Source organism: Desulfocapsa sulfexigens DSM 10523, assembly GCF_000341395.1.
Classification (GTDB): domain Bacteria; phylum Desulfobacterota; class Desulfobulbia; order Desulfobulbales; family Desulfocapsaceae; genus Desulfocapsa; species Desulfocapsa sulfexigens.
In genome coordinates this window covers 3,657,468-3,675,693 of record NC_020304.1, presented here as the reverse complement: position 1 = coordinate 3,675,693, position 18,226 = coordinate 3,657,468, and the positions used below count along the sequence as shown (strand labels likewise).

Genomic DNA, 18,226 nt, shown 5'->3' with positions numbered 1-18,226 from the left:
TAAGTATTTCTATGATGCTTCTTAATATCGCATTTCGCAATGTTATTGCCCACAGGAAACGATCAATCATCACAATGTTACTCGGTGCTGTGAGCACAGCCCTGCTGGTGTTTTCTTCAGCATGGATGGATGGGTCTCATCAGCAGATGATTAAAAATGGTGTTGAAATTTATTCTGGATATATTCAGATAACAGGGGCCAAATTCAGAGAAAATCCAAGCTTTGATCACCTTCTCTTTGACGTGGAGACATTGCAATCGCATGTTGAAGCAGTTCAGGGCGTGCAACTCTTCAGTCCCCGTTTCGAATCCTTCGTTCTCTATTCTGTCGGAGAAAAAGCAGTTGGTGGTATGCTTACCGGGATAGATCCTGAAAAGGAGCGGAGTATTTCACGTCTCCATGCATCACTTACCGCTGGGAATTATCTGACTCAAAATGATACTAACAAGCTTTATATCGGGCAGGAACTGGCATTGCGTCTCAATGTGGGGGTTGGAGATGAGGTAGTTTTTATCGGCAATGGTGCAGACTATTCTTTTGCTGCTGACAGACTTGTGGTGAAAGGAATATTTCAAACGGGACTCTATGAATTTGATGCCAGCAGTGCATTTCTTGCAAAACCCTATTTTGACATGATCATGGCATCTGACAATATGGCTACCCATGGAATTGTACTTCCAGATAATCTGGAAAAATCGGAAACACTGGCAGCAGCCATAGAAGAAGTGGTCGGAGTGGAGTATCAGACTGCCAGCTGGCAGGAAACCATGGCAGCACTTCTGAAGTCAATGAAACTGGACTCTGTCTTTGGTTATATCACTCTGGCTATTATTTTCACCGCAATCTTTTTTGTTATAATGATCTATACCCTACTTGTGGTGTATGCACGCCTGAGGGAAATAGGTATTATGCGAGCAATTGGCACCACTCCTGGACAAATTTTAACTATTCTGATTCTTGAATCATCAATACTCGGGTTTCTCAGTGTATGTGCCGGTGGGTTGCTGGGTGCAGTCTTTGCATATTATTTTTACCTCCACCCGATGGTTTTTTCAGGCATGGAAGAACAGTTTAAACAGTATGGACTTGCTGCCTCCGCCATACCTACAGCTTTTGAGCCGGTGACGATTGTGCGTGATATGCTGATAATGTTTATTCTGTTATTGCTGTCCACGCTGTACCCGATTCTGAAAGTCAACAGGTATCAGCCAATTGAGGCCATCCATCATGTATAGAATGGTTCTGAGAATGGCATGGGCCTCGCTCATTCGCCGGACTACGCGGTCCATGATGGTGGTCTTGATGATATGTGTGAGCCTCTGGGGGCTTCTTCTCATGCAGGGTATTTATGACGGGATGACGGAACAGATGATTTCCAATGCTATTCGCAGTGATTCAGGGCATTTGTCACTCTTTGGCCATGGGTATCGACTCGATCCTTCACTGGACAAGCGGATTCAGGGTGATGGACTCAATTCCACTAAACTAGCAACCTTGCTGGATCATGATCCAGGAGTTGCCAGTTGGGTGGGAAGGTTGAACCAGGAGGGACTGGTTGCCACGGCACATTATTCACGAAACACAATTATTACCGGGATAGATCCGAAACGTGAGGAAATCCACGGTAATCTCCAGAACTATCTTATCCAGGGAAAGTATGGATTTGGACAAAGTGGAAAGGGAGCCATCATTGGTTTTAAGCTCGCCGAGAGGCTGCAGGTGGATATCGGCAGTAAGATCATTCTGTCAGCCCAGGATCTAAACTCTGAAGTGACCTCGATTGCCCTGCGTGTGAGTGGAATCCTCAAAACAAATAATATGGGGCTTGATGAGAGCGGAGTTTTTATAGACATCAACATTGCCAGGAAATTTCTGGGTGTGGCCCATGGTCTCACCCAGGTTTCTATTATGATGCTGGATGAAAAACATATTGCAGATATGCAGGACGATCTGCAGGGACGATTGCCAAACCTGGATATTTTACGATGGGATGAGATGTATCCGGCACTTATGCAGTCCCGTGTCATGATGAGAGGGTTCAGTCTGGTTGTGTCTCTGATGATTTTCGGTGTGGCAGGACTTGGTATATTCGGGGTGATACTGGTGTCAGTTCTTGAGCGAATAAGGGAGTTTGGAATAATGCTGGCCATAGGTACGGAGTTTAGCCAGATACGAACCGTAGTCCTGACTGAATCCCTGGTTTTAGGGGTGTCAGGCTTTATGGCCGGCGCACTTTGTGGAGGATTGAGCCTTTGGTACTTTAAAATATATGGACTTGATCTTACCCTTTTCAGTGATGCTTTTGAAGAGTTTGGTATGGATGCGGTAACTTATGCAATTATACGTCCAGAGTATTTTGTAACAGCCTTTACTGCCGTTATTATTGCAACACTGATCAGTGGATACTTTCCATTACGGATCCTTCGGAAAAGAAAGCCCATTGAAATTATAAATGAAGTCTGAAAAACGCTAAAACGATAACGACACTATGAGTGAATTTCTTGTTGTAGAAAAGATCAGTAAACGCTTTCAGCCGGATAAAGAGGTAACGGTCCGGGCCCTTGATACGATCAATCTTGTGATCAGGGAAGGTGAATTTGTTGTTATTTCAGGGCCTTCAGGAAGTGGTAAGACGACTCTTTTAAACATCATCGGTGGCCTTGATCTGCCCAGTGACGGGAAGATATTCCTTGATGGTATTGAATTAACGCATTTATCCGAAACGGATCTTTCAAGGATAAGACGTGATCATATCGGTTTTGTCTTTCAGGCCTACAATCTCCTGCCTGTTTTCACTGCCCGCGAAAATATCGAATATGTGATGAAACTTCAGGGTATGGATAATGAAAAATGTGCGTCGAGAAGCCTTGCCATAGCGGAAAAGCTTGGTATTGAAACATTGCTCGATAAGTTGCCCCATCAGTTAAGTGGCGGACAGCAGCAGCGTGTTGCCGTTGCCCGTGCTGTGGCTTCCACTCCCAAACTTGTGCTTGCCGATGAGCCGACGGCAAACCTTGATTCCAAAACAGCAGTATCACTTATCGATATGATGGAAAAACTCAACCGTGATGAAGGAGTAACTATTATTTTTTCCTCTCACGATCCAATGGTTATAGCCAAAGCCAGACGTTCCGTGGTGCTGAAAGATGGCAAACTTGTTTCAAATGTTTGTGAAGAATAGATTCGGATATATGGTGGTTACCTGCCTGGGTATCGTCCCGGGTTTTTCAATGGAAAACACCCATATGCCAGGTTACGACGATTTGTATCAGCTTTTTGATTATAATCGTCTTCGAGGAGAACTCACCCTGGAGCATGAAGAGTATCCAGAGATTCTTGGCACCTTGATACTGGATAATGAAAATCTGTATACTGAAACCCCCGGCAGCCTCACCAATAAAACATCAGTTTATCGCGCTTTTCTTGAATATAAGGGGGCTAAACATTTCTGGGTTGTGGGAAAGCAGCGGATACCACTGGGTGTTGGCCGATTCTGGAACCCAATCGATGTCTTTAATCCCATTGATATCGAGTCAATTGAACCAAATGAGCGTCCAGGAACCAATAGTGTTCATTACGAGTATGCCTTGAGCCGCCTGTCGAGTGTTAACGCGACCCTTGCCAGGGGGAAGGGAGCTATTCGGCTGAAAGGGTATCTTGATTTTGCTGATCTGGCATTGGTAGGAGAGTGGGATGAGGATGAAAACCTTGATATCATCGGCTGGGAAGCTGAAGGGGAGTTTGCTGGTACCGGTATAGAACTCCGCAGTGAAGGGGGGAGCTTCCATAATCGTAAAACTGGGGAGCGTCATACTGAGTTTATATTCGGTGCAGACTATGGTTTTGCGAACTCTTTGGTTCTTACTGGAGAATATCATTATGTTGATGTGTCTCGTCACGATGAACTTGGTCTCTCGGTCAGTTTTCAGCCGACAATGCTCTGGTCCTGTTTTCTGACGACTGTAACAGATCTTGATGATGGCTCTGGTTTTGTTTCACCGGCTGTGGAGTACAGCCTGAGTGATGAAATGACTCTCAGTGGTGGGGCTTTTTTCTATCATGGCTCAGGGGATTCACGCTATGAGAATACCCCGGAGCGCCTGTATATACGCTGGTTTGTCCATTTTTAATGATGTGTTGAATGAATATAATTTTATTTGAAAAAGAAGAGCTTACACCCGATAATCATGTCATTTTTAATGATCATCGGGCAAAGCATATTGTAAAGATTTTGCAGAGTGAAGTGGGGGACTCTGTACGTGTGGGCGAAGTTAACGGAGCGATGGGGACAGGAAATGTGCTGACAATACACCGTAAATATCCCTTTATTGTCGAACTCGCAGTGACTCTGTCCGATAGTCCGGCTTCCCAACCCGCCATTGATCTACTCCTTGCTCTGCCACGCCCCATTATGTTGAAAAGAATCCTGACTCAGGTGACAGCATTAGGTGTTGGGACGATTTATCTGATTAACGCCAACCGGGTGGAAAAGAGTTTTTGGGATGCTGGAATACTGAAAGAAGAGGAATATCGCCCCCACTTGATTCATGGTCTCGAGCAGGCTGTGGATACCCGCTTACCTGACGTTCGGATGTGTCGGCATTTTCGCCCCTTTGTAGAAGATTATCTTCCGAAAATCTGTGGTAACTACAGTTCTCTGGTGCTTGCACATCCCAATTCAGACAAAAGCCTTTCCCACTGTCTGGTAGAAGATTATGGGAAAGTTCTATATGCAGTGGGGCCCGAGGGGGGCTGGGTTGATTTTGAAGTTGAAAAATTCCTCAATAGGGGCCTGCAATCTTTTTCAATTGGCAGGAGGATTTTAAAAGTAGATACAGCGGTGGTTGCAATCCATGGCCGAATTAGTCAATTGATGGAAAGCAAAATGTCTTTCTAAAGAGTAGTTGCCTGATTGGAGGAGTGGTCTTGCCCTGATGATTCGGGCGTTTCAATAATAATAAGTCAAATATTTTATAATGGATATGAAGAAAAAAGGTTTCGTTCGCTATGTACCCAATAGTCTGTCGACCGGCCGAATATTTCTCGCCTGCCTGTTCCCCTTTTCTCCAGAACAATGGTGGATATGGCTGATTCTTGGAAGTGGTTTGAGTGATATTCTTGACGGTTGGGTGGCAAGGCATTGGCAGGTACAGAGTTGGCAAGGTGGTTTGCTCGATGCGATTGCCGATAAACTTTTTGTTCTCTGTGTTCTGAGCAGTTTTGTTGCTGCGGGGAAATTTTCCTCCTGGTGGCTTTTGGTTCTGCTGGCACGTGATATGCTGGTTGTCTGTACGGCTGTCTATGCATTGACCATACAATCATGGGAGTCATTCAAAAAAATGGATGCAAGGTTATCCGGCAAGGCAGCAACATTTGGCCAGTTTTTCTTTTTTATTGCCGTCCTTCTGTTTCCCGGCGGAATTTACCCTGCTCTTGTATTTGCAGCCCTGTTGAGCAGCATAGCGGCCTGTGATTACGGGTGGTTGTTTTTAAAAGAGTTCCGATCCCGGGCAGAGAAAAGAAGATCAGATCGCTAGTCTACAGCTTTAATCCTTTGTTGTGGCAAAAAGAAGAAGGTGTTCTCGGTAGGCTCCAAAGCGGCTTGAAAGAGAAACAGTGTTTAAAAATGTCCTGTTATTAGAAAAATGCTCCTGGACCTCTTGTGATGTCATTCCCTGGCTGACCGTATAATCCAGTATCGGATAGAGTATGGATGATTTGTTACGTTCCCATATTTTCGTTATGGAAAAGTTTTCTGGTTCCCGGTGAACCTGCGATCCTTCGGTCAGAACAAATGTTCCGCTACTTAAAACGTGGATATTGTCCCTGTTACACTCAAGAAATGTCAGGGTTTGCTGTAGTTCTTCGGTTGTTTCCGTTGGAAAGCCGAAAAGAACAAACACCAGGTTGTATATCCCTGCCTGAGCGGAATTGCTGAGGACATTTTTAACCTCATGAATTTTAGTTCCCTTCTTCATCAAATTAAGAACCCTTTGACTGGCAGTTTCCACCCCCCATTGAAGTACCCGGCAACCCGATCGTTGTATGAGGTGGCAGAGGTCAGGGGTGAATGATTTGAGCGGTTTTGCATAGGCACCATAATGAATAGTAATGCCCTGTTCAATTATCTGTTCTGCAAGTTGTTTGAAGCGTGTAGCCGGGATCATCTCATCATAGAAATAAAAGACATTGCAGTCATATTGTTTTTGGATAAGCTTTACTTCCTCAACACAGTCCCTGATTTTCCGAGTGCGGTAGTTAAGATAGCTGTGATGATGGGTGCAGAAGGTGCATTTTCCCCAGGGACAACCGCGTGAAGTCATAAGAGGCAGTACTGGTTCCGGGGTCAGGTAATCATCCAGTTTGAAGTGAGAGAAATCAGGGTGGGGAAGCGTTTCCAGTACGTGTATAGCTGGTGGATTAATCTGCAGAGTGTTGGAGTTAAAAAAGATTAGATTTGGCACGTCGGCAAGATCAGCAGAACTGTATGTCTGACAGAGTGAATGGAGACCACTTTCTCCTTCGCCTGGCAATAGATAATCAAAAAAATCTTTCAGAAAGATATCGGGAGAATTTGTTTTCTTACTGCTAATGGGGGAATGAAGGAGTTTTTCAGGTGTGCCCATGACGCTGATTGCCGCCCCGCCAACAACAATTTTTGCGTTACTTTGCTTTTTAATCAGCTTGGCAAGTAAAGCTGCAAAGACGATCTGGTGCTGGTAGAGAATTGAAAAGCCGATCAAATCAGGTTTCGCTATAAGTACTGGCTGAATAAGGTTTTCAAAAAAGATTACCATTCTTTGAGGAACGGTTTGGCTGCTCAAGATCTTTTCTGCCATTTCAGCCATAAAAGCGTTGAAAATGTTTTCAAAACTTAAAAAAATCGTAGCCCAATGATGGTACTCTTTCAGATCTGAATCTGCCGGGTTCCAATTCTTAAAGAAGGAAACTGCCCGATCAAGTTGACGTGCGGTTGTCTTTTCATCCCACTTGTAGATTCTGAGTCCAAGACGCCTCTCCCGAATGGCGTCAAACGCATTCAGGTAATAATCAAGGTTAAGGTCAAAGACTGATATCTCAGTGTCTGGAAGTTTTTGTTGCAAATAGGCAGAAAGAAGTGCCGGTCCCAGAGGTGGGCAGGTTGGAGGCGTGTGGGGTGGGGCGAGCAGGGCCAGTTTCATGTTTACTCCTGGTTTGGTAGGGAAACTTATTTTTTGCGCTATGTGCTAAAGGTGATTTTCCCTTTATTACTGGTTGTGCCGGGGAAGAGAAATATCGTTATATAATCGATTAAAAAGTGCTTGGCTCATTTTTACCTACCATGGAATTTTTGTCTGTCATATAATTAACAGTATAAGGCTCTTCGGTAGAAATGAACAGGCAGGATAAAAATTACAGGGAGAACGTACGATGGATAAAGGCCAATACGGACGACGTGACAGGTTAATGCAGGAAAAACGACATGATACCTATAGCGATGGCAGGAAATGGCCGGAACCAACTGTGTGTTCACAGTGTGATTCTGTCTATATTGAGGGGCGCTGGACCTGGTATGAGCCGCCTGCCAGGGCAAACATGGTGGTTTGTCCCGCCTGCCAACGCATCAGTGATAATTATCCGGCAGGTATTGTTGAGCTTAAAGGATCCTTTCTTAAAAAACATGAAGAAGAGATATTCCAGCTTATCCGTAATGTGGAGCAACAGGAAAAAGGTGAGCACCCATTGGAAAGAATCATGGATATAAGTGAGGAAGATGAATTAACTCTTATAACAACCACTGGTATACATATTGCCCGTCGGATCGGAGAGGCAATATCCCGAGCCTACCAGGGTGAATTTTCATTTGCCTATGGTGATGGTGAGAAAACGATTCGTGTTCTGTGGAGTAGGTAAAAAGGAAGTATCCTGGACAAAAAGCAGGTACTGTTATTTTGTTATAATTACAGATTTCGTCTCCTTTCCATTGTTCTCTTTGCCCTGGTCAAACTCCTGCAGAGCCATGGCAAAGTTGGTAAGGGTAGCTTCAACTCGGCCGTTGATGGAGTCCTCCGGATAGAAACCTTCATTGTCACGTTCTCCTGCGTCCTGTCCTGTAAGCAGTGACAGAGCTTCGTCCACATTCGCAGCCAAATAAATGAAAAACTTTTTCTCGGCAATAGCGTTGACTACTTCCTTTTTCAGCATCAGATGGCGGAGATTTTTTTCTGGAATAATAACGCCCTCGTCACCGGTCAATCCTCTTGCCGCACACACATCGAAAAATCCTTCGATTTTTTCGTTCAGGCCACCCACGGGCTGAAGCTCTCCCTTTTGGCTGACAGAACCGGTAAGGGCAAGAGATTGTTTGACTGCCACACCAGCAAGTGAAGAGAGCAGAGCGCAGAGCTCTGCACAGGATGCGCTGTCCCCATCTACTTTGCCATAGGACTGCTCAAATACCAAACTTGCCTGGAGACCGAGCGGGAGGTCGGGAACATAACGGGAACTTAAGAATGAACTTAATATCATTACGCCCTTGGAGTGGATAGGGCCACCCAGATCAGCCTCACGCTCGATGTCGACAATGTCACCTTTTCCCATTCGAGTGACGGCGGTAATGCGACTGGGAAAACCAAAGGCATCACCACCAATTTCTACCACGGAGAGACCATTTACCTGCCCCTCTTCTTCGCCACTTGTAGCGATATGACGGATACCGTCCTCTATGGATTCCAGCATTCGATTGCGGATACGTCCTCCACGTCGTCTGGAGGCAGTGACAGCCATTTCAATATCCTGTGATTCAATACTTTCCTTTCCACTACTGCTGGCAATATAATCCGCCTCCTTAATCAGATCGGCAATTTTTCTAATATGGAGGGAGAGTTTTTGACAGTCATTGGCGTGCCTGGCAGCTTCCTCAATCACGCGTGCAACTGCCGTTTTATGCAGTGGCAGGAGTTTGTTTTCACGGGCAAGTCCGGCAATGAGTGCTGCATAGCGCTGCTGACTGACTGTGGTACGCTCCATGTCATATTCGAAATCCGCCTGCACTTTAAAAAGCGTCGAAAATTCAGGGTCATAGTCACAGAGGAGGTAGTAGAGCATCGGTTCGCCGATGAGTATAACCTTCGTGTCAAGTGGAATGGGCTCGGGCTCAAGGCTAACCGTGCTCATCAGGCCAAAGAGGCGCTCAACGGGTTCCATGCGGATCTGTCCTGAGCGAAGAGTCCGTTTGAGCCCTTCATAGGCAAACGGTTGCGACAGAAGTCTCCCGGCATCAATGATGATGTAACCACCGTTGGCCCGATGCAGCGCACCGGGCATGATAAGTGAAAAGTTTGTTGTAAGCATTCCCATCTGTGCCTGGTGTTCTATACGGCCATGGAGGTTCTGGTAAGTGGGAAGATCTTCATACACCACTGGAGCGCCATTTCTCTCATGGGTTATCAGAACGTTGACTTCGTATTGAGCAAAGGAGGGAGGAGTATGAATAAATGGAAGAAACTCTTCCTGTCTGGGGTCTGGACGATCAAGAAAATCATCTGAATTTTCGATGAGTTGTTTTTCGACACATTGTAAATAGTGAAAAATTGCTCCCTTATCTGCGTAATATTTAGCCTTCAGGGTGGAGAGATGGTGACCGACACAGCGGCTGGCGGTTTCTTTTTTTAATTGACGCTTTTGTTCCTTTGCATCACGGTTGAGGGTACCAATTTTATGAATACTATTTTGCAGTAAGGTATGCAGCTTTTCAATCTTCTCTTCGAAAGTGTTTTGCTCCTCAGCGGGAAGCTTATGAAATGCTTCGAGATCCATGGGGTTCCCCTTGTTGTCCAGAGGGGTGAATACTATGCCCTGTTCATTCCTGATTACAGCAATGGATTCTTTTTTACCCTCTTTGATGATGGCCTCATAAATTTCATCAACTTCCTGCCTCAGGTGTTCATTGATTGCTCTTTTTTTAACGCGGTAATCATCCCCTTCAAAAATGGTGGGAAGGGTGGTTTTCAGGGTATCAATCAGGATATGCATCTCCTGTTTGAATACGGGGCCTTGTTTGGGGGGTAATTTTAAGGCCAGCGGTTTATGGGGCTGTTCAAAATTAAAGACGTAACACCAGTCATCCGGACATGGTTCATCGGAGGCCTTCCGATTGATAAATGTTTGAACAACACTGTGGCGACCAGAGCCCTCTGGCCCGATAACAAAAAGATTAAAACCACGGTGACGCATTGAGATGCCGAATTCCATCGCCTCAAGGGCTCGATCCTGACCGATATAACGGGTGAGTTCTTCAACTTCGGTGGTCGTTTCAAAGGAAAAATCATCAATGTTACACTGATGATAGGCCTCTTGTGGAGTGATAGCACGTATCTTCATGGGCATCCCATTTGAGAAGGTTTAAGTATAACCGAAATGCATAGAAAGCAATTTGTGATTCTGGCGTCATATCTGATGACCTGATTGCAGTTTATCACTATGTCGGATTTTGGTGAAATAATTTTCCGATTATCATCAAAACTCAGCCATTGATGCCAGCATCATCGGATCTTCCACCGTCGGTCCCCTATTTTATGTTGCTTTCTGTTGAGATTCTTTCCATTATGAATCAGAGTTTTATTTTGACATATACAAATAAAACGTGACAGAATTAATAACATACAAACCCCACATAAATTTATTCTGGGAAGGTGAATACATGGCCGGAAAAGTAAGAAAAACAAATGTCTGTACGGAACCTTTTTGTCCGACGTCCATTGATGATCTAAAAAAGAACATTCTGCATCATGTCATGAGTTTCCAGGGGCGTGATCCGGAGCGGGCGGGTAACAGTGATATTTATAAGGCTCTTGCCTATACCATGCGTGATATCATGACGGGAAAGTGGATTGAGACCCAGAAAACCTATTATGAAAAAGAAAAAAAGCGGGTCTATTATCTGTCGCTGGAATTTCTCATAGGTCGCTCTCTGAGTAATGCCATGATTAATCTAGGCATATACAATGAGGTCAAAATTGCTGTCGAAGAACTGGGATTTGATCTGAATGATCTTGCCGAAGAAGAGGAGGATGCTGCCCTTGGAAATGGTGGTCTCGGACGTCTAGCTGCCTGTTTTATGGACTCCATTGCCACCTTGAAAATTCCAGCCTATGGCTACGGTATTCGCTATGAATATGGACTTTTTTATCAACAGCTTATTGATGGATATCAGATTGAGAGTCCGGATAACTGGCTGCGTCACGGCACTCCATGGGAATTTGATCGGAAATTGCCGGTTTTTTCAGTCCAATTTTACGGACGCCTGAGCAGTTATCAAGATGAAAACGGCAGCTTTCGGGTGCGGTGGGTCGATACCGAGGACGTTATGGCAATTCCCTGTGATATCATGATTCCAGGGTATAAGAATGATCATGTGGTAAACATGCGACTCTGGACTGCACGTGCCTCAAGGGAGTTGGATCTTAATTTCTTTTCCAGGGGAGATTATATCGGTGCGGTCCAGTCCAAGGTCAGTTCCGAGACTATCTCCAAGGTACTTTATCCGCCTGACCACAATCTTGCCGGCCAGGAACTGCGTCTGAAACAGCAGTATTTCTTTGTCGCCGCAACTTTCCAGGATATTATGCGGCGTTATAAAAAGAAGGAAAATTCTAATTTTGATAAATTCAGCAACAGGGTTGCTGTTCAGCTCAATGATACTCATCCCGCAATTGCCATTCCGGAATTAATGCGACTTCTCCTGGACGTCGAAGGATTAAACTGGGAAAAGGCATGGAATATCTGCACTCATACATTTGCCTACACTAATCATACGCTGATGCCTGAAGCGTTGGAAAAATGGACAGTTGAGATGATGGGAAAAGTTCTCCCCAGACATCTGGAGATCATTTTTGAGATTAATAAGCACTTTCTTGATCTTGTGAAAATGCAGTATCCTGGTGATGTGAATCGTCTCCGGGCCATGTCAATCATTGAAGAAGGAGATGTTAAGAAAATTCGTATGGCTCATCTTGCTATTGTTGGTAGTCATTCAGTAAATGGTGTGGCCGAACTGCACACCAAACTGCTTAAAAATAATCTTTTTAAAAGCTTTCATGAATTTTATCCGGGTAAGTTTAATTCGAAGACAAATGGTATTACCCCACGTCGCTGGCTTAAACTTGCAAACCCAGCACTTTCCACCCTCATTAGTGATCATATTGGCAGCGATTGGGTAACTGATCTCGATAAGCTTAGAGATCTTGAAAATTTTGCAGATGATACTGAATTTTGCAAACAATGGCAGGAGGTTAAACTTGGAAACAAGAAGCGCCTGGCCAGCCTTATTGAAAAAGAATGCGGAATTGTTGTAAATCCGCATGCCATGTTTGATGTACAGGTAAAGAGAATTCATGAGTATAAGAGACAGCTTTTAAATTGCCTGCATGTGATAGCTCTCTATCACAGAATGTTACGGCATCCCGAGGAGAACCTCGTTCCGCGCTGTATTATTTTTGCCGGAAAAGCAGCGCCTACATATTGGAAGGCCAAGCTAATCGTCAAACTCATTACTTCCATCGGAGAGGTGGTGAATAAAGATCCTCGCATTGGTGAAAAACTGCGGGTTGTCTTTCTCCCTAACTACAACGTCTCGCAGGCTGAAGTGATTATGCCGGCAGCCGATCTCTCCGAACAGATTTCAACTGCCGGGACCGAGGCCTCCGGTACCGGAAACATGAAATTTTCGCTCAATGGCGCCCTCACCATCGGGACACTTGATGGTGCTAATATTGAGATTCTTGAGGAAGTTGGTGAAGAGAATATCTTTATTTTTGGAATGACGGCGGCAGAAGCCGAATATGAACGCCTGAATGTCAGTCGTTCGCCGCGGAGTATCTGTGACGAAAACAGTGTGATTGGAGCCGTTATGGACAGTATTCAGAACGGTTCTTTCAGCCGCGGAGATGGTGAGTTCTTCAGACCTCTCGTTGACAGTCTCCTCAGTGAGCATGACCCCTATTTGCTGATGCTTGACCTGGAGTCATATCTGGAATGTCAAGGTAGAGTGAACGACGCCTTTCTGGACCACCAGCAATGGACGCGAAAATCCATTCTCAATGTTGCCAGAATGGGAAAATTTTCCAGTGATCGTACCATCCGTCAGTATGCTGAGGAGATCTGGAGGGTTCCTGTGAACGGATGATGATCTCAGGATTAGCCTGCATTTTTCACGAGTGAAGGGAGTTGCAGTTGCGAGTTGGTTGAAGGAGCCAGGTACTGGAAACGAAATGGATTATTTTAGTGAATTGCCCACGAATGTTGTGTACCGTTTTCCCCGTTGTTGAAAAATTGTAGTATCGATTAAGACTTGTGGGGAACAAAGACTTGCAGTACTGGGACGAAGTGGAAAGGCGGAATGGCGGGGGGGAGCGCAGGGCGCTTTCTGAAAGAAGAGCATCCCACGAACGACGGTTTGATTATCGTGACGCCGAACCACCTCCAAGACGTTCAATCAAGTCCTGGATGAGAGTCTTGTCAAACGCTAGACCGGGTGTGGATCGGTGTAGAGGGCAGGAACCCCGGACAATTGAAAAGCGACGCAGTCAGGGGGTACGCTCCATTCTTACCCCTGAAGAGCTTGCAGCACTTTTGCAGGAGTAATTTTTACTACCAATATTTTCCCGGATTAGGGGCTGAACTCTATAGCTTCATCCGGGATACCTATTTGCAGTTTCTCACCTACCTGTGGCTGAAGGTCACGGTATTCGTCTTTTGTCAGTACAACACGTATTCGTAAACCACAATCCATGTCAATTCGAATGAGAGTGTTATTTTGTTCAATCTTAACGACAACTCCCCGCAGTGTGTTTTCTGCAAGACTGTTTTTTGATTTACCAATGGAAATTCTGAGTGGGTCTATGTGGATTTTTGTACCTTTTTCTACTTCTGGATGACTATTCCCGGCAAAAAAAAGAGAAACTGCGTCATTGAGATAACAGAGCAGTCCATTCTCTTTTCTGGTTATCACGGTACAGGTATAGCTATTTTCTTTCTTTTGCTGTGAGAGATGGCCATGTTCCAGGGTAAGGGTATGGCTGGCCAGCCTTCGCATCTGGGAGAGGTAGTGAGTGGCAAAGATAATCGAAGTTTTTTGCTCAGAGTTAATCTGCTGTAAAATGTTCAGGATGATTGCCTGATTTTCAGCGTCCACATTTGCTGTTGGTTCATCACAGAGGAGTACTTCAGGCTCTATTGCCAGTGCTCTGGCCAAAGCTACTCGTTTGGTCTCTCCACCGGAAAGTTTATGACCTTCTGCATGGAAAAAATCCCCCATCCCAACAAGATTGAGGACTTCCTCAACACGTTTTTTGCATTGCGCTCTGGGAATGGATCGGACCTTGAGGCCAAATTCTATATTTTTCCATACTGGTCCTGTGAAGAGTATGGGGTATTGGTCAAGGAGGACAACCTTGCGTCTGAGTTTCAGGAGTTGGTGGTTGCCGTACAGAACCGGTTCTCCACAAAAATCAAGCTGTCCTGTATGGGGTTTGTCGAGAAATGACAGGATGTTGAGAAGGGTTGTCTTTCCAGCGCCATTTGCACCAACGAGAGCATAGATCTTTCCCTTCTCGATATCGAGTTGTTCAAGATTTAATATCGTCCGATTCTTAAAAGTCTTTGTCATTTTACGGATTTTATACAGCATCGACCCTGGTCCTTCCCTGAAAAAAATGGAAGAGCATATTTACTGCAAAAGCTATGCTCATGAGTGTAAGACCAAGGGCCACGGACAGGACAAATTCACCTTTGTCATATTCAAGGGCCATGGCTGTAGTCATGGTGCGGGTAAAGCCTTTGGCATTTCCTCCAAGCATCATGCTGATTCCAACTTCGGCTATGACTCTACCAAATGCAGCAATAACAGCAGCGCCAATGCCATAACGGGCTTCTTTAATGATCACCAGGGCCATCTGCTTTTGTGTTGCCCCAAGGGTGAGAGCTGTCTTTCGATAGCGGGTATCTATCCTGCTGATAGCTGCAATGGTTAAGGAGCAGATAAGGGGGACAATTAAAATGACCTGGCCGATAATTATGGCTTTCTGGGTATAGAGAAGTTCCATTGGTCCGAGTATTCCACGCCGTGAAATAAAGGAGTAGACCAGAAGACCTATAACCACCGTAGGAAGTGCCAGTAAGGTGTTAAGGCAAGTAAGGAGCAGCCGTTTTCCATAAAACTCGGAATAGGCAATGAGGAATCCTCCGGGAATACCTGCAAGTGAGGCTATAACCGTGGATAAAGCACTGACTTTCACGGATACCCAGACTATGTTGAGTAACTCAGGGTCACGCGTCAGAAGAAGGGCAATTGCAGATTGTATACTGTCAAAGAGGAGATCCATTCAGTTCTTTTGTGATGGGATAGAAAACAATAGTAAACTGCTGTTTATTAGGTAAAGCATAGGGGGTAAAACAGTACTTGCAGGCCCCTGGTTCCTATAAAAAAAGGGAGAAGCAAAACATCACTTCTCCCTTATTTTTAGAGATGATGCAAGGTTTTTCTATTTGATGGCATCGGGGAAGAAAAGCTGTTTTCCTTCGAGACGATAGTCACCGATAAGTTTTTGTCCTTCTGGTCCGGTGATCCATTCAACAAAAGCCATGGCCAGATCGTTTTTTACATGGGGGTGTTTTGCCGGGTTAACCGGGATGATACCATAAGGGTTTGCAAGTCTTGTATCACCCTGGCTCAGGATATCAAGTTCAAGAGCGGGGGTTTTGCCGTATTTGTATTTGATATAAGTTCCCCGATCAGAGAGGGTGTAGGCCTGTTTTTCTTCAGCGTAGGTGAGTACTTTACCCATTCCCTGGCCAATGGAAAGATACCAGCTTGCCGAGTCTGCTGGAAAGTTGGAAGTAATTTTTGTCTCCTGGCCTTTTTTTACGATGCTTTGGGTCTTTTCAACCATTGTAATGCCACTGTCAGCCCAGAGCTTCTGCTCTTTAGTATGGGTCCCTGAATCGTCTCCCCTGGAGACGAAGGTCGCTTTTTTCTCAGCAATGGTTTTAAAAACAGTTGCGATATCAGCAAAATCTTTAATCCCTGCCGGATCTTTTGATGAACCTAACAGCACAAAATCATTATGCATTACCGGAAAGCGTTCAGTGCCGAAGCCATCTTTAACAAAGGCAAGCTCACGTCCCTTGGCATGGACAAAGATAATATCCACATTACCATCCTCACCATCACGTATGGCTGCCCCTGTTCCTTTGGCGATAACCTTCACTTTTATGCCTGTTGCTTTTTCAAATTCAGGTAAAAGGATATCTAAAAGCCCTGATGACTGGGTACTTGTAGTGGTGGACATCTTTAAAATCTTGTCCTCAGCCATACTGTTTGAGTTAATAGCAAATAAGAGAACTAAGACCCCTGCAAATGCTGTGATTCGTGATACCATTTTCATTCCTCGTTGTTAAGATTGTCCGGGAAAAGCATTTTTCCACAAAGCGATACGTCATAGCCTTCAAAGGAATTGGCCAATTGACGGAACTCCCTTTCATGCAGAAGGCTGATGAAGCGTTGAATACCTTTTTCAAAGAATCGTTCTCGATTTATTAGCAAGTCAAATCGTTCCCAGCGCAGAGGGATAAAATCAAGCCCCAGCATGCCAGCAACAGCGCGGATGGCAGGGGCTGCATCTGCCCTTCCTGACAAAACCTCAAGCCCAGCATCTATGTGGCGTGCGAGTTCTACATCGTAGCCATCAATATCAGCTGAAGCGATATCTGACCTGGAAATCTCATAGTCGAGGAGCAGTCTTGTTCCTGTGCTTAAGGGGCGGTTAACGATTCTGACGTCATTTCTGGAGAAATCATTGATTGATTGAATACCCTTAGGGTTTCCTTTTTGGATGAGGATACCCTGTTCACGTTTACTGAAATTGACAAAAACCGGGGGCTTGTCCAGCTCCTGCTCGGCAAAACTGAAGTTGTACTCATTCTCTTCATTTTCGAGGAGATGGCAAACACCGATGTGGCAGAGACCTCTTCTCAGGCTGGTGAGACCACCCATGCTTCCCTGATTTGCAAAAAAGGCAATAGTATCACTGTATTTTTTATGAAAAAGGGAAAGCGTTTTCTGGAAAAGCGGGTCGTCGCTTCCGGCAAGAAGTAAGAGGCCGTTATTGGATGAGAGGGTGTCGTGTGAGCACCTAAAGTTAAGGATATGTGAATCGAGCCAATCTTCCACAAGTCTTCTTGGAAATAACCATTTTCCAGTAACTTTTGTTGCCGGGAGCCCCTTGTCGTTAACAAGGGAGTAGATCATCTTCTCGTTTACATTGAGAAGCTGGGCCACGTCTTTTGTGGTGAGGAATTTTGAAACTGTTTTCATGCTTACTGGAGCCCCCTTTTGGTTGTTGTTACTGATTACACCTTCAGGTCCGATAACACCAATGAATGGTAGAAAAAAACTCATATAAACCTACAATAACCAAAAGTGACAAATATGGATATTGAATTGGCTGTGCATCTTTTTTTCATATCCTGAGAGGATGACTTAATGATGGCAACTGTATTTGGACAATTTATCCGTCTGTTGCCACATTTTTGCTTGTCTGGCGACGGCAAGACTAATGCCAGTGCTACCAATGTCACAGTCACGTGACACAGCTACTCTGGAAAGTAGCTTACAGGAGGAGATCACTGTTCCGCATTGTACAGGGTTTGTATATAGCCGAGACAGCGTATGGTTTTTTTTTATTTACCGAAAAGTAACATATCGACAAGAGGATGTTACCTTGAGGTAACATGTTTTACGAAAAAATTAACGGATAGATATTGGGTGGCGCATAATATCCTTAGGTAAAAAGGGTTTTACTGGCCTTGTTGGGTGGCACATGGTGGTATGGCATGAATGTTGCTAATTCTGTGAGCATTAGTTGTGAGGCAATTACGTAGTGTTTTGCCGAATGAAGTATTTGCAGAGTGCAGTTGGTAACCATTGATCAGGAAAAAGGAGAAAGAATGCCAATTTTAAGTTATCTGGCGTTGCCCAATAAGGGTGCCATGGATCAATTATGTTTGGATCTGTCCGCTATTGATTATTGCGAAATTATTCCATCGGACAATGCAGAGGTAGTGATTCTCGTGACGGAGACTCCTGATGAAGAAACCGAAAAAAAACTGCATAAAACGCTTAAGAGCCTGCCTTCACTACAATCACTGAGCATGACTTTTGGTCATAATGCTAAAGTTGAACAATAAA

At 44.8% G+C, this 18,226-nt stretch carries 16 protein-coding genes; 10 read left to right on the top strand and 6 right to left on the bottom strand.

Annotation, left to right across the window (positions count from 1 at the left end):
* Positions 1-11 precede the first annotated feature (11 nt).
* The 6 genes from UWK_RS16385 to UWK_RS16360 all read left to right on the top strand — a co-directional run bounded on the left by UWK_RS16385 (position 12) and on the right by UWK_RS16360 (position 5,537).
* The gene (locus tag UWK_RS16385; protein ID WP_015405514.1) at positions 12-1,235 is read left to right on the top strand and encodes an ABC transporter permease; all 1,224 of its coding nucleotides are present in this window, start codon (positions 12-14) and stop codon (positions 1,233-1,235) included.
* Positions 1,228-2,463 (top strand): ABC transporter permease, encoded by a 1,236-nt coding sequence (locus UWK_RS16380; RefSeq protein WP_015405513.1) that lies wholly within the window; start codon positions 1,228-1,230, stop codon positions 2,461-2,463. Before UWK_RS16385 ends, UWK_RS16380 begins: the two co-directional genes overlap by 8 nt.
* Before the next feature lie 25 nt (positions 2,464-2,488).
* Entirely contained in the window at positions 2,489-3,181 is a 693-nt protein-coding gene (locus tag UWK_RS16375) for an ABC transporter ATP-binding protein (protein ID WP_015405512.1), read from the top strand.
* On the top strand, positions 3,147-4,130 hold the full coding sequence (locus UWK_RS16370; RefSeq protein WP_041916454.1) for a hypothetical protein: 984 nt from the start codon (positions 3,147-3,149) through the stop codon (positions 4,128-4,130). Before UWK_RS16375 ends, UWK_RS16370 begins: the two co-directional genes overlap by 35 nt.
* Positions 4,131-4,141: 11 nt before the next feature.
* Positions 4,142-4,897: a 16S rRNA (uracil(1498)-N(3))-methyltransferase gene (locus tag UWK_RS16365; RefSeq protein ID WP_015405510.1), complete on the top strand. Its 756-nt coding sequence runs from the start codon at positions 4,142-4,144 to the stop codon at positions 4,895-4,897.
* An 85-nt stretch (positions 4,898-4,982) separates the two neighbouring features.
* Entirely contained in the window at positions 4,983-5,537 is a 555-nt protein-coding gene (locus tag UWK_RS16360) for a CDP-alcohol phosphatidyltransferase family protein (protein WP_167320763.1), read from the top strand.
* Between the two features lie 9 nt (positions 5,538-5,546).
* On the opposite strand, the gene UWK_RS16355 is transcribed toward UWK_RS16360, so the two are convergent.
* A complete protein-coding gene (locus UWK_RS16355; RefSeq protein ID WP_015405508.1) occupies positions 5,547-7,181 on the bottom strand; it encodes a B12-binding domain-containing radical SAM protein in 1,635 nt (544 codons plus the stop codon).
* A 229-nt stretch (positions 7,182-7,410) separates the two neighbouring features.
* On the opposite strand from UWK_RS16355, the gene UWK_RS16350 reads away from it, so the two are divergent.
* Complete coding sequence (locus UWK_RS16350; protein ID WP_015405507.1) at positions 7,411-7,893, top strand: BCAM0308 family protein; 483 nt, start codon at positions 7,411-7,413, stop codon at positions 7,891-7,893.
* Positions 7,894-7,926: 33 nt separating this feature from the next.
* Here UWK_RS16350 and UWK_RS16345 read toward each other — a convergent pair whose 3' ends face one another.
* Positions 7,927-10,362, bottom strand: a complete 2,436-nt coding sequence (locus UWK_RS16345; RefSeq protein ID WP_015405506.1) for a Lon protease family protein — start codon at positions 10,360-10,362, stop codon at positions 7,927-7,929.
* A gap of 319 nt (positions 10,363-10,681) precedes the next feature.
* Between UWK_RS16345 and UWK_RS16340 the strand changes: the two genes are divergently transcribed.
* Positions 10,682-13,165, top strand: coding sequence for a glycogen/starch/alpha-glucan phosphorylase (locus UWK_RS16340; protein WP_015405505.1), 2,484 nt, complete (start codon positions 10,682-10,684; stop codon positions 13,163-13,165).
* 182 nt (positions 13,166-13,347) lie between these two features.
* A complete protein-coding gene (locus UWK_RS19515) occupies positions 13,348-13,623 on the top strand; it encodes a hypothetical protein (RefSeq protein WP_153304918.1) in 276 nt (91 codons plus the stop codon).
* 25 nt (positions 13,624-13,648) lie between these two features.
* Here the strand turns inward: UWK_RS19515 and UWK_RS16335 are convergent, their stop codons facing one another.
* The 4 genes from UWK_RS16335 to UWK_RS16320 form a co-directional block, all read right to left on the bottom strand.
* The gene (locus tag UWK_RS16335; protein WP_015405504.1) at positions 13,649-14,668 is read right to left on the bottom strand and encodes an ATP-binding cassette domain-containing protein; all 1,020 of its coding nucleotides are present in this window, start codon (positions 14,666-14,668) and stop codon (positions 13,649-13,651) included.
* Entirely contained in the window at positions 14,658-15,362 is a 705-nt protein-coding gene (locus tag UWK_RS16330) for an ABC transporter permease (protein WP_015405503.1), read from the bottom strand. Before UWK_RS16330 ends, UWK_RS16335 begins: the two co-directional genes overlap by 11 nt.
* A gap of 159 nt (positions 15,363-15,521) precedes the next feature.
* Entirely contained in the window at positions 15,522-16,418 is an 897-nt protein-coding gene (locus UWK_RS16325) for an extracellular solute-binding protein (protein ID WP_015405502.1), read from the bottom strand.
* A 2-nt stretch (positions 16,419-16,420) separates the two neighbouring features.
* The gene (locus UWK_RS16320) at positions 16,421-17,437 is read right to left on the bottom strand and encodes a helix-turn-helix transcriptional regulator (RefSeq protein ID WP_015405501.1); all 1,017 of its coding nucleotides are present in this window, start codon (positions 17,435-17,437) and stop codon (positions 16,421-16,423) included.
* Between the two features lie 548 nt (positions 17,438-17,985).
* Here UWK_RS16320 and UWK_RS16315 point away from each other — a divergent pair.
* The gene (locus UWK_RS16315) at positions 17,986-18,225 is read left to right on the top strand and encodes a chaperone NapD (RefSeq protein ID WP_015405500.1); all 240 of its coding nucleotides are present in this window, start codon (positions 17,986-17,988) and stop codon (positions 18,223-18,225) included.
* Position 18,226 lies beyond the last annotated feature (1 nt).

Bases quoted from the DNA above. Each gene is read 5' to 3' on its own strand.
- UWK_RS16385 (WP_015405514.1), top strand. From the start codon at position 12: ATGATGCTTCTTAATATCGCATTTCGCAATGTTATTGCCCACAGGAAA.
- UWK_RS16380 (WP_015405513.1), top strand. From the start codon at position 1,228: ATGTATAGAATGGTTCTGAGAATGGCATGGGCCTCGCTCATTCGCCGG.
- UWK_RS16375 (WP_015405512.1), top strand. From the start codon at position 2,489: ATGAGTGAATTTCTTGTTGTAGAAAAGATCAGTAAACGCTTTCAGCCG.
- UWK_RS16370 (WP_041916454.1), top strand. From the start codon at position 3,147: ATGGCAAACTTGTTTCAAATGTTTGTGAAGAATAGATTCGGATATATG.
- UWK_RS16365 (WP_015405510.1), top strand. From the start codon at position 4,142: ATGAATATAATTTTATTTGAAAAAGAAGAGCTTACACCCGATAATCAT.
- UWK_RS16360 (WP_167320763.1), top strand. From the start codon at position 4,983: ATGAAGAAAAAAGGTTTCGTTCGCTATGTACCCAATAGTCTGTCGACC.
- UWK_RS16355 (WP_015405508.1), bottom strand. From the start codon at position 7,181: ATGAAACTGGCCCTGCTCGCCCCACCCCACACGCCTCCAACCTGCCCA.
- UWK_RS16350 (WP_015405507.1), top strand. From the start codon at position 7,411: ATGGATAAAGGCCAATACGGACGACGTGACAGGTTAATGCAGGAAAAA.
- UWK_RS16345 (WP_015405506.1), bottom strand. From the start codon at position 10,362: ATGAAGATACGTGCTATCACTCCACAAGAGGCCTATCATCAGTGTAAC.
- UWK_RS16340 (WP_015405505.1), top strand. From the start codon at position 10,682: ATGGCCGGAAAAGTAAGAAAAACAAATGTCTGTACGGAACCTTTTTGT.
- UWK_RS16335 (WP_015405504.1), bottom strand. From the start codon at position 14,668: ATGCTGTATAAAATCCGTAAAATGACAAAGACTTTTAAGAATCGGACG.
- UWK_RS16330 (WP_015405503.1), bottom strand. From the start codon at position 15,362: ATGGATCTCCTCTTTGACAGTATACAATCTGCAATTGCCCTTCTTCTG.
- UWK_RS16325 (WP_015405502.1), bottom strand. From the start codon at position 16,418: ATGGTATCACGAATCACAGCATTTGCAGGGGTCTTAGTTCTCTTATTT.
- UWK_RS16320 (WP_015405501.1), bottom strand. From the start codon at position 17,437: ATGAGTTTTTTTCTACCATTCATTGGTGTTATCGGACCTGAAGGTGTA.
- UWK_RS16315 (WP_015405500.1), top strand. From the start codon at position 17,986: ATGCCAATTTTAAGTTATCTGGCGTTGCCCAATAAGGGTGCCATGGAT.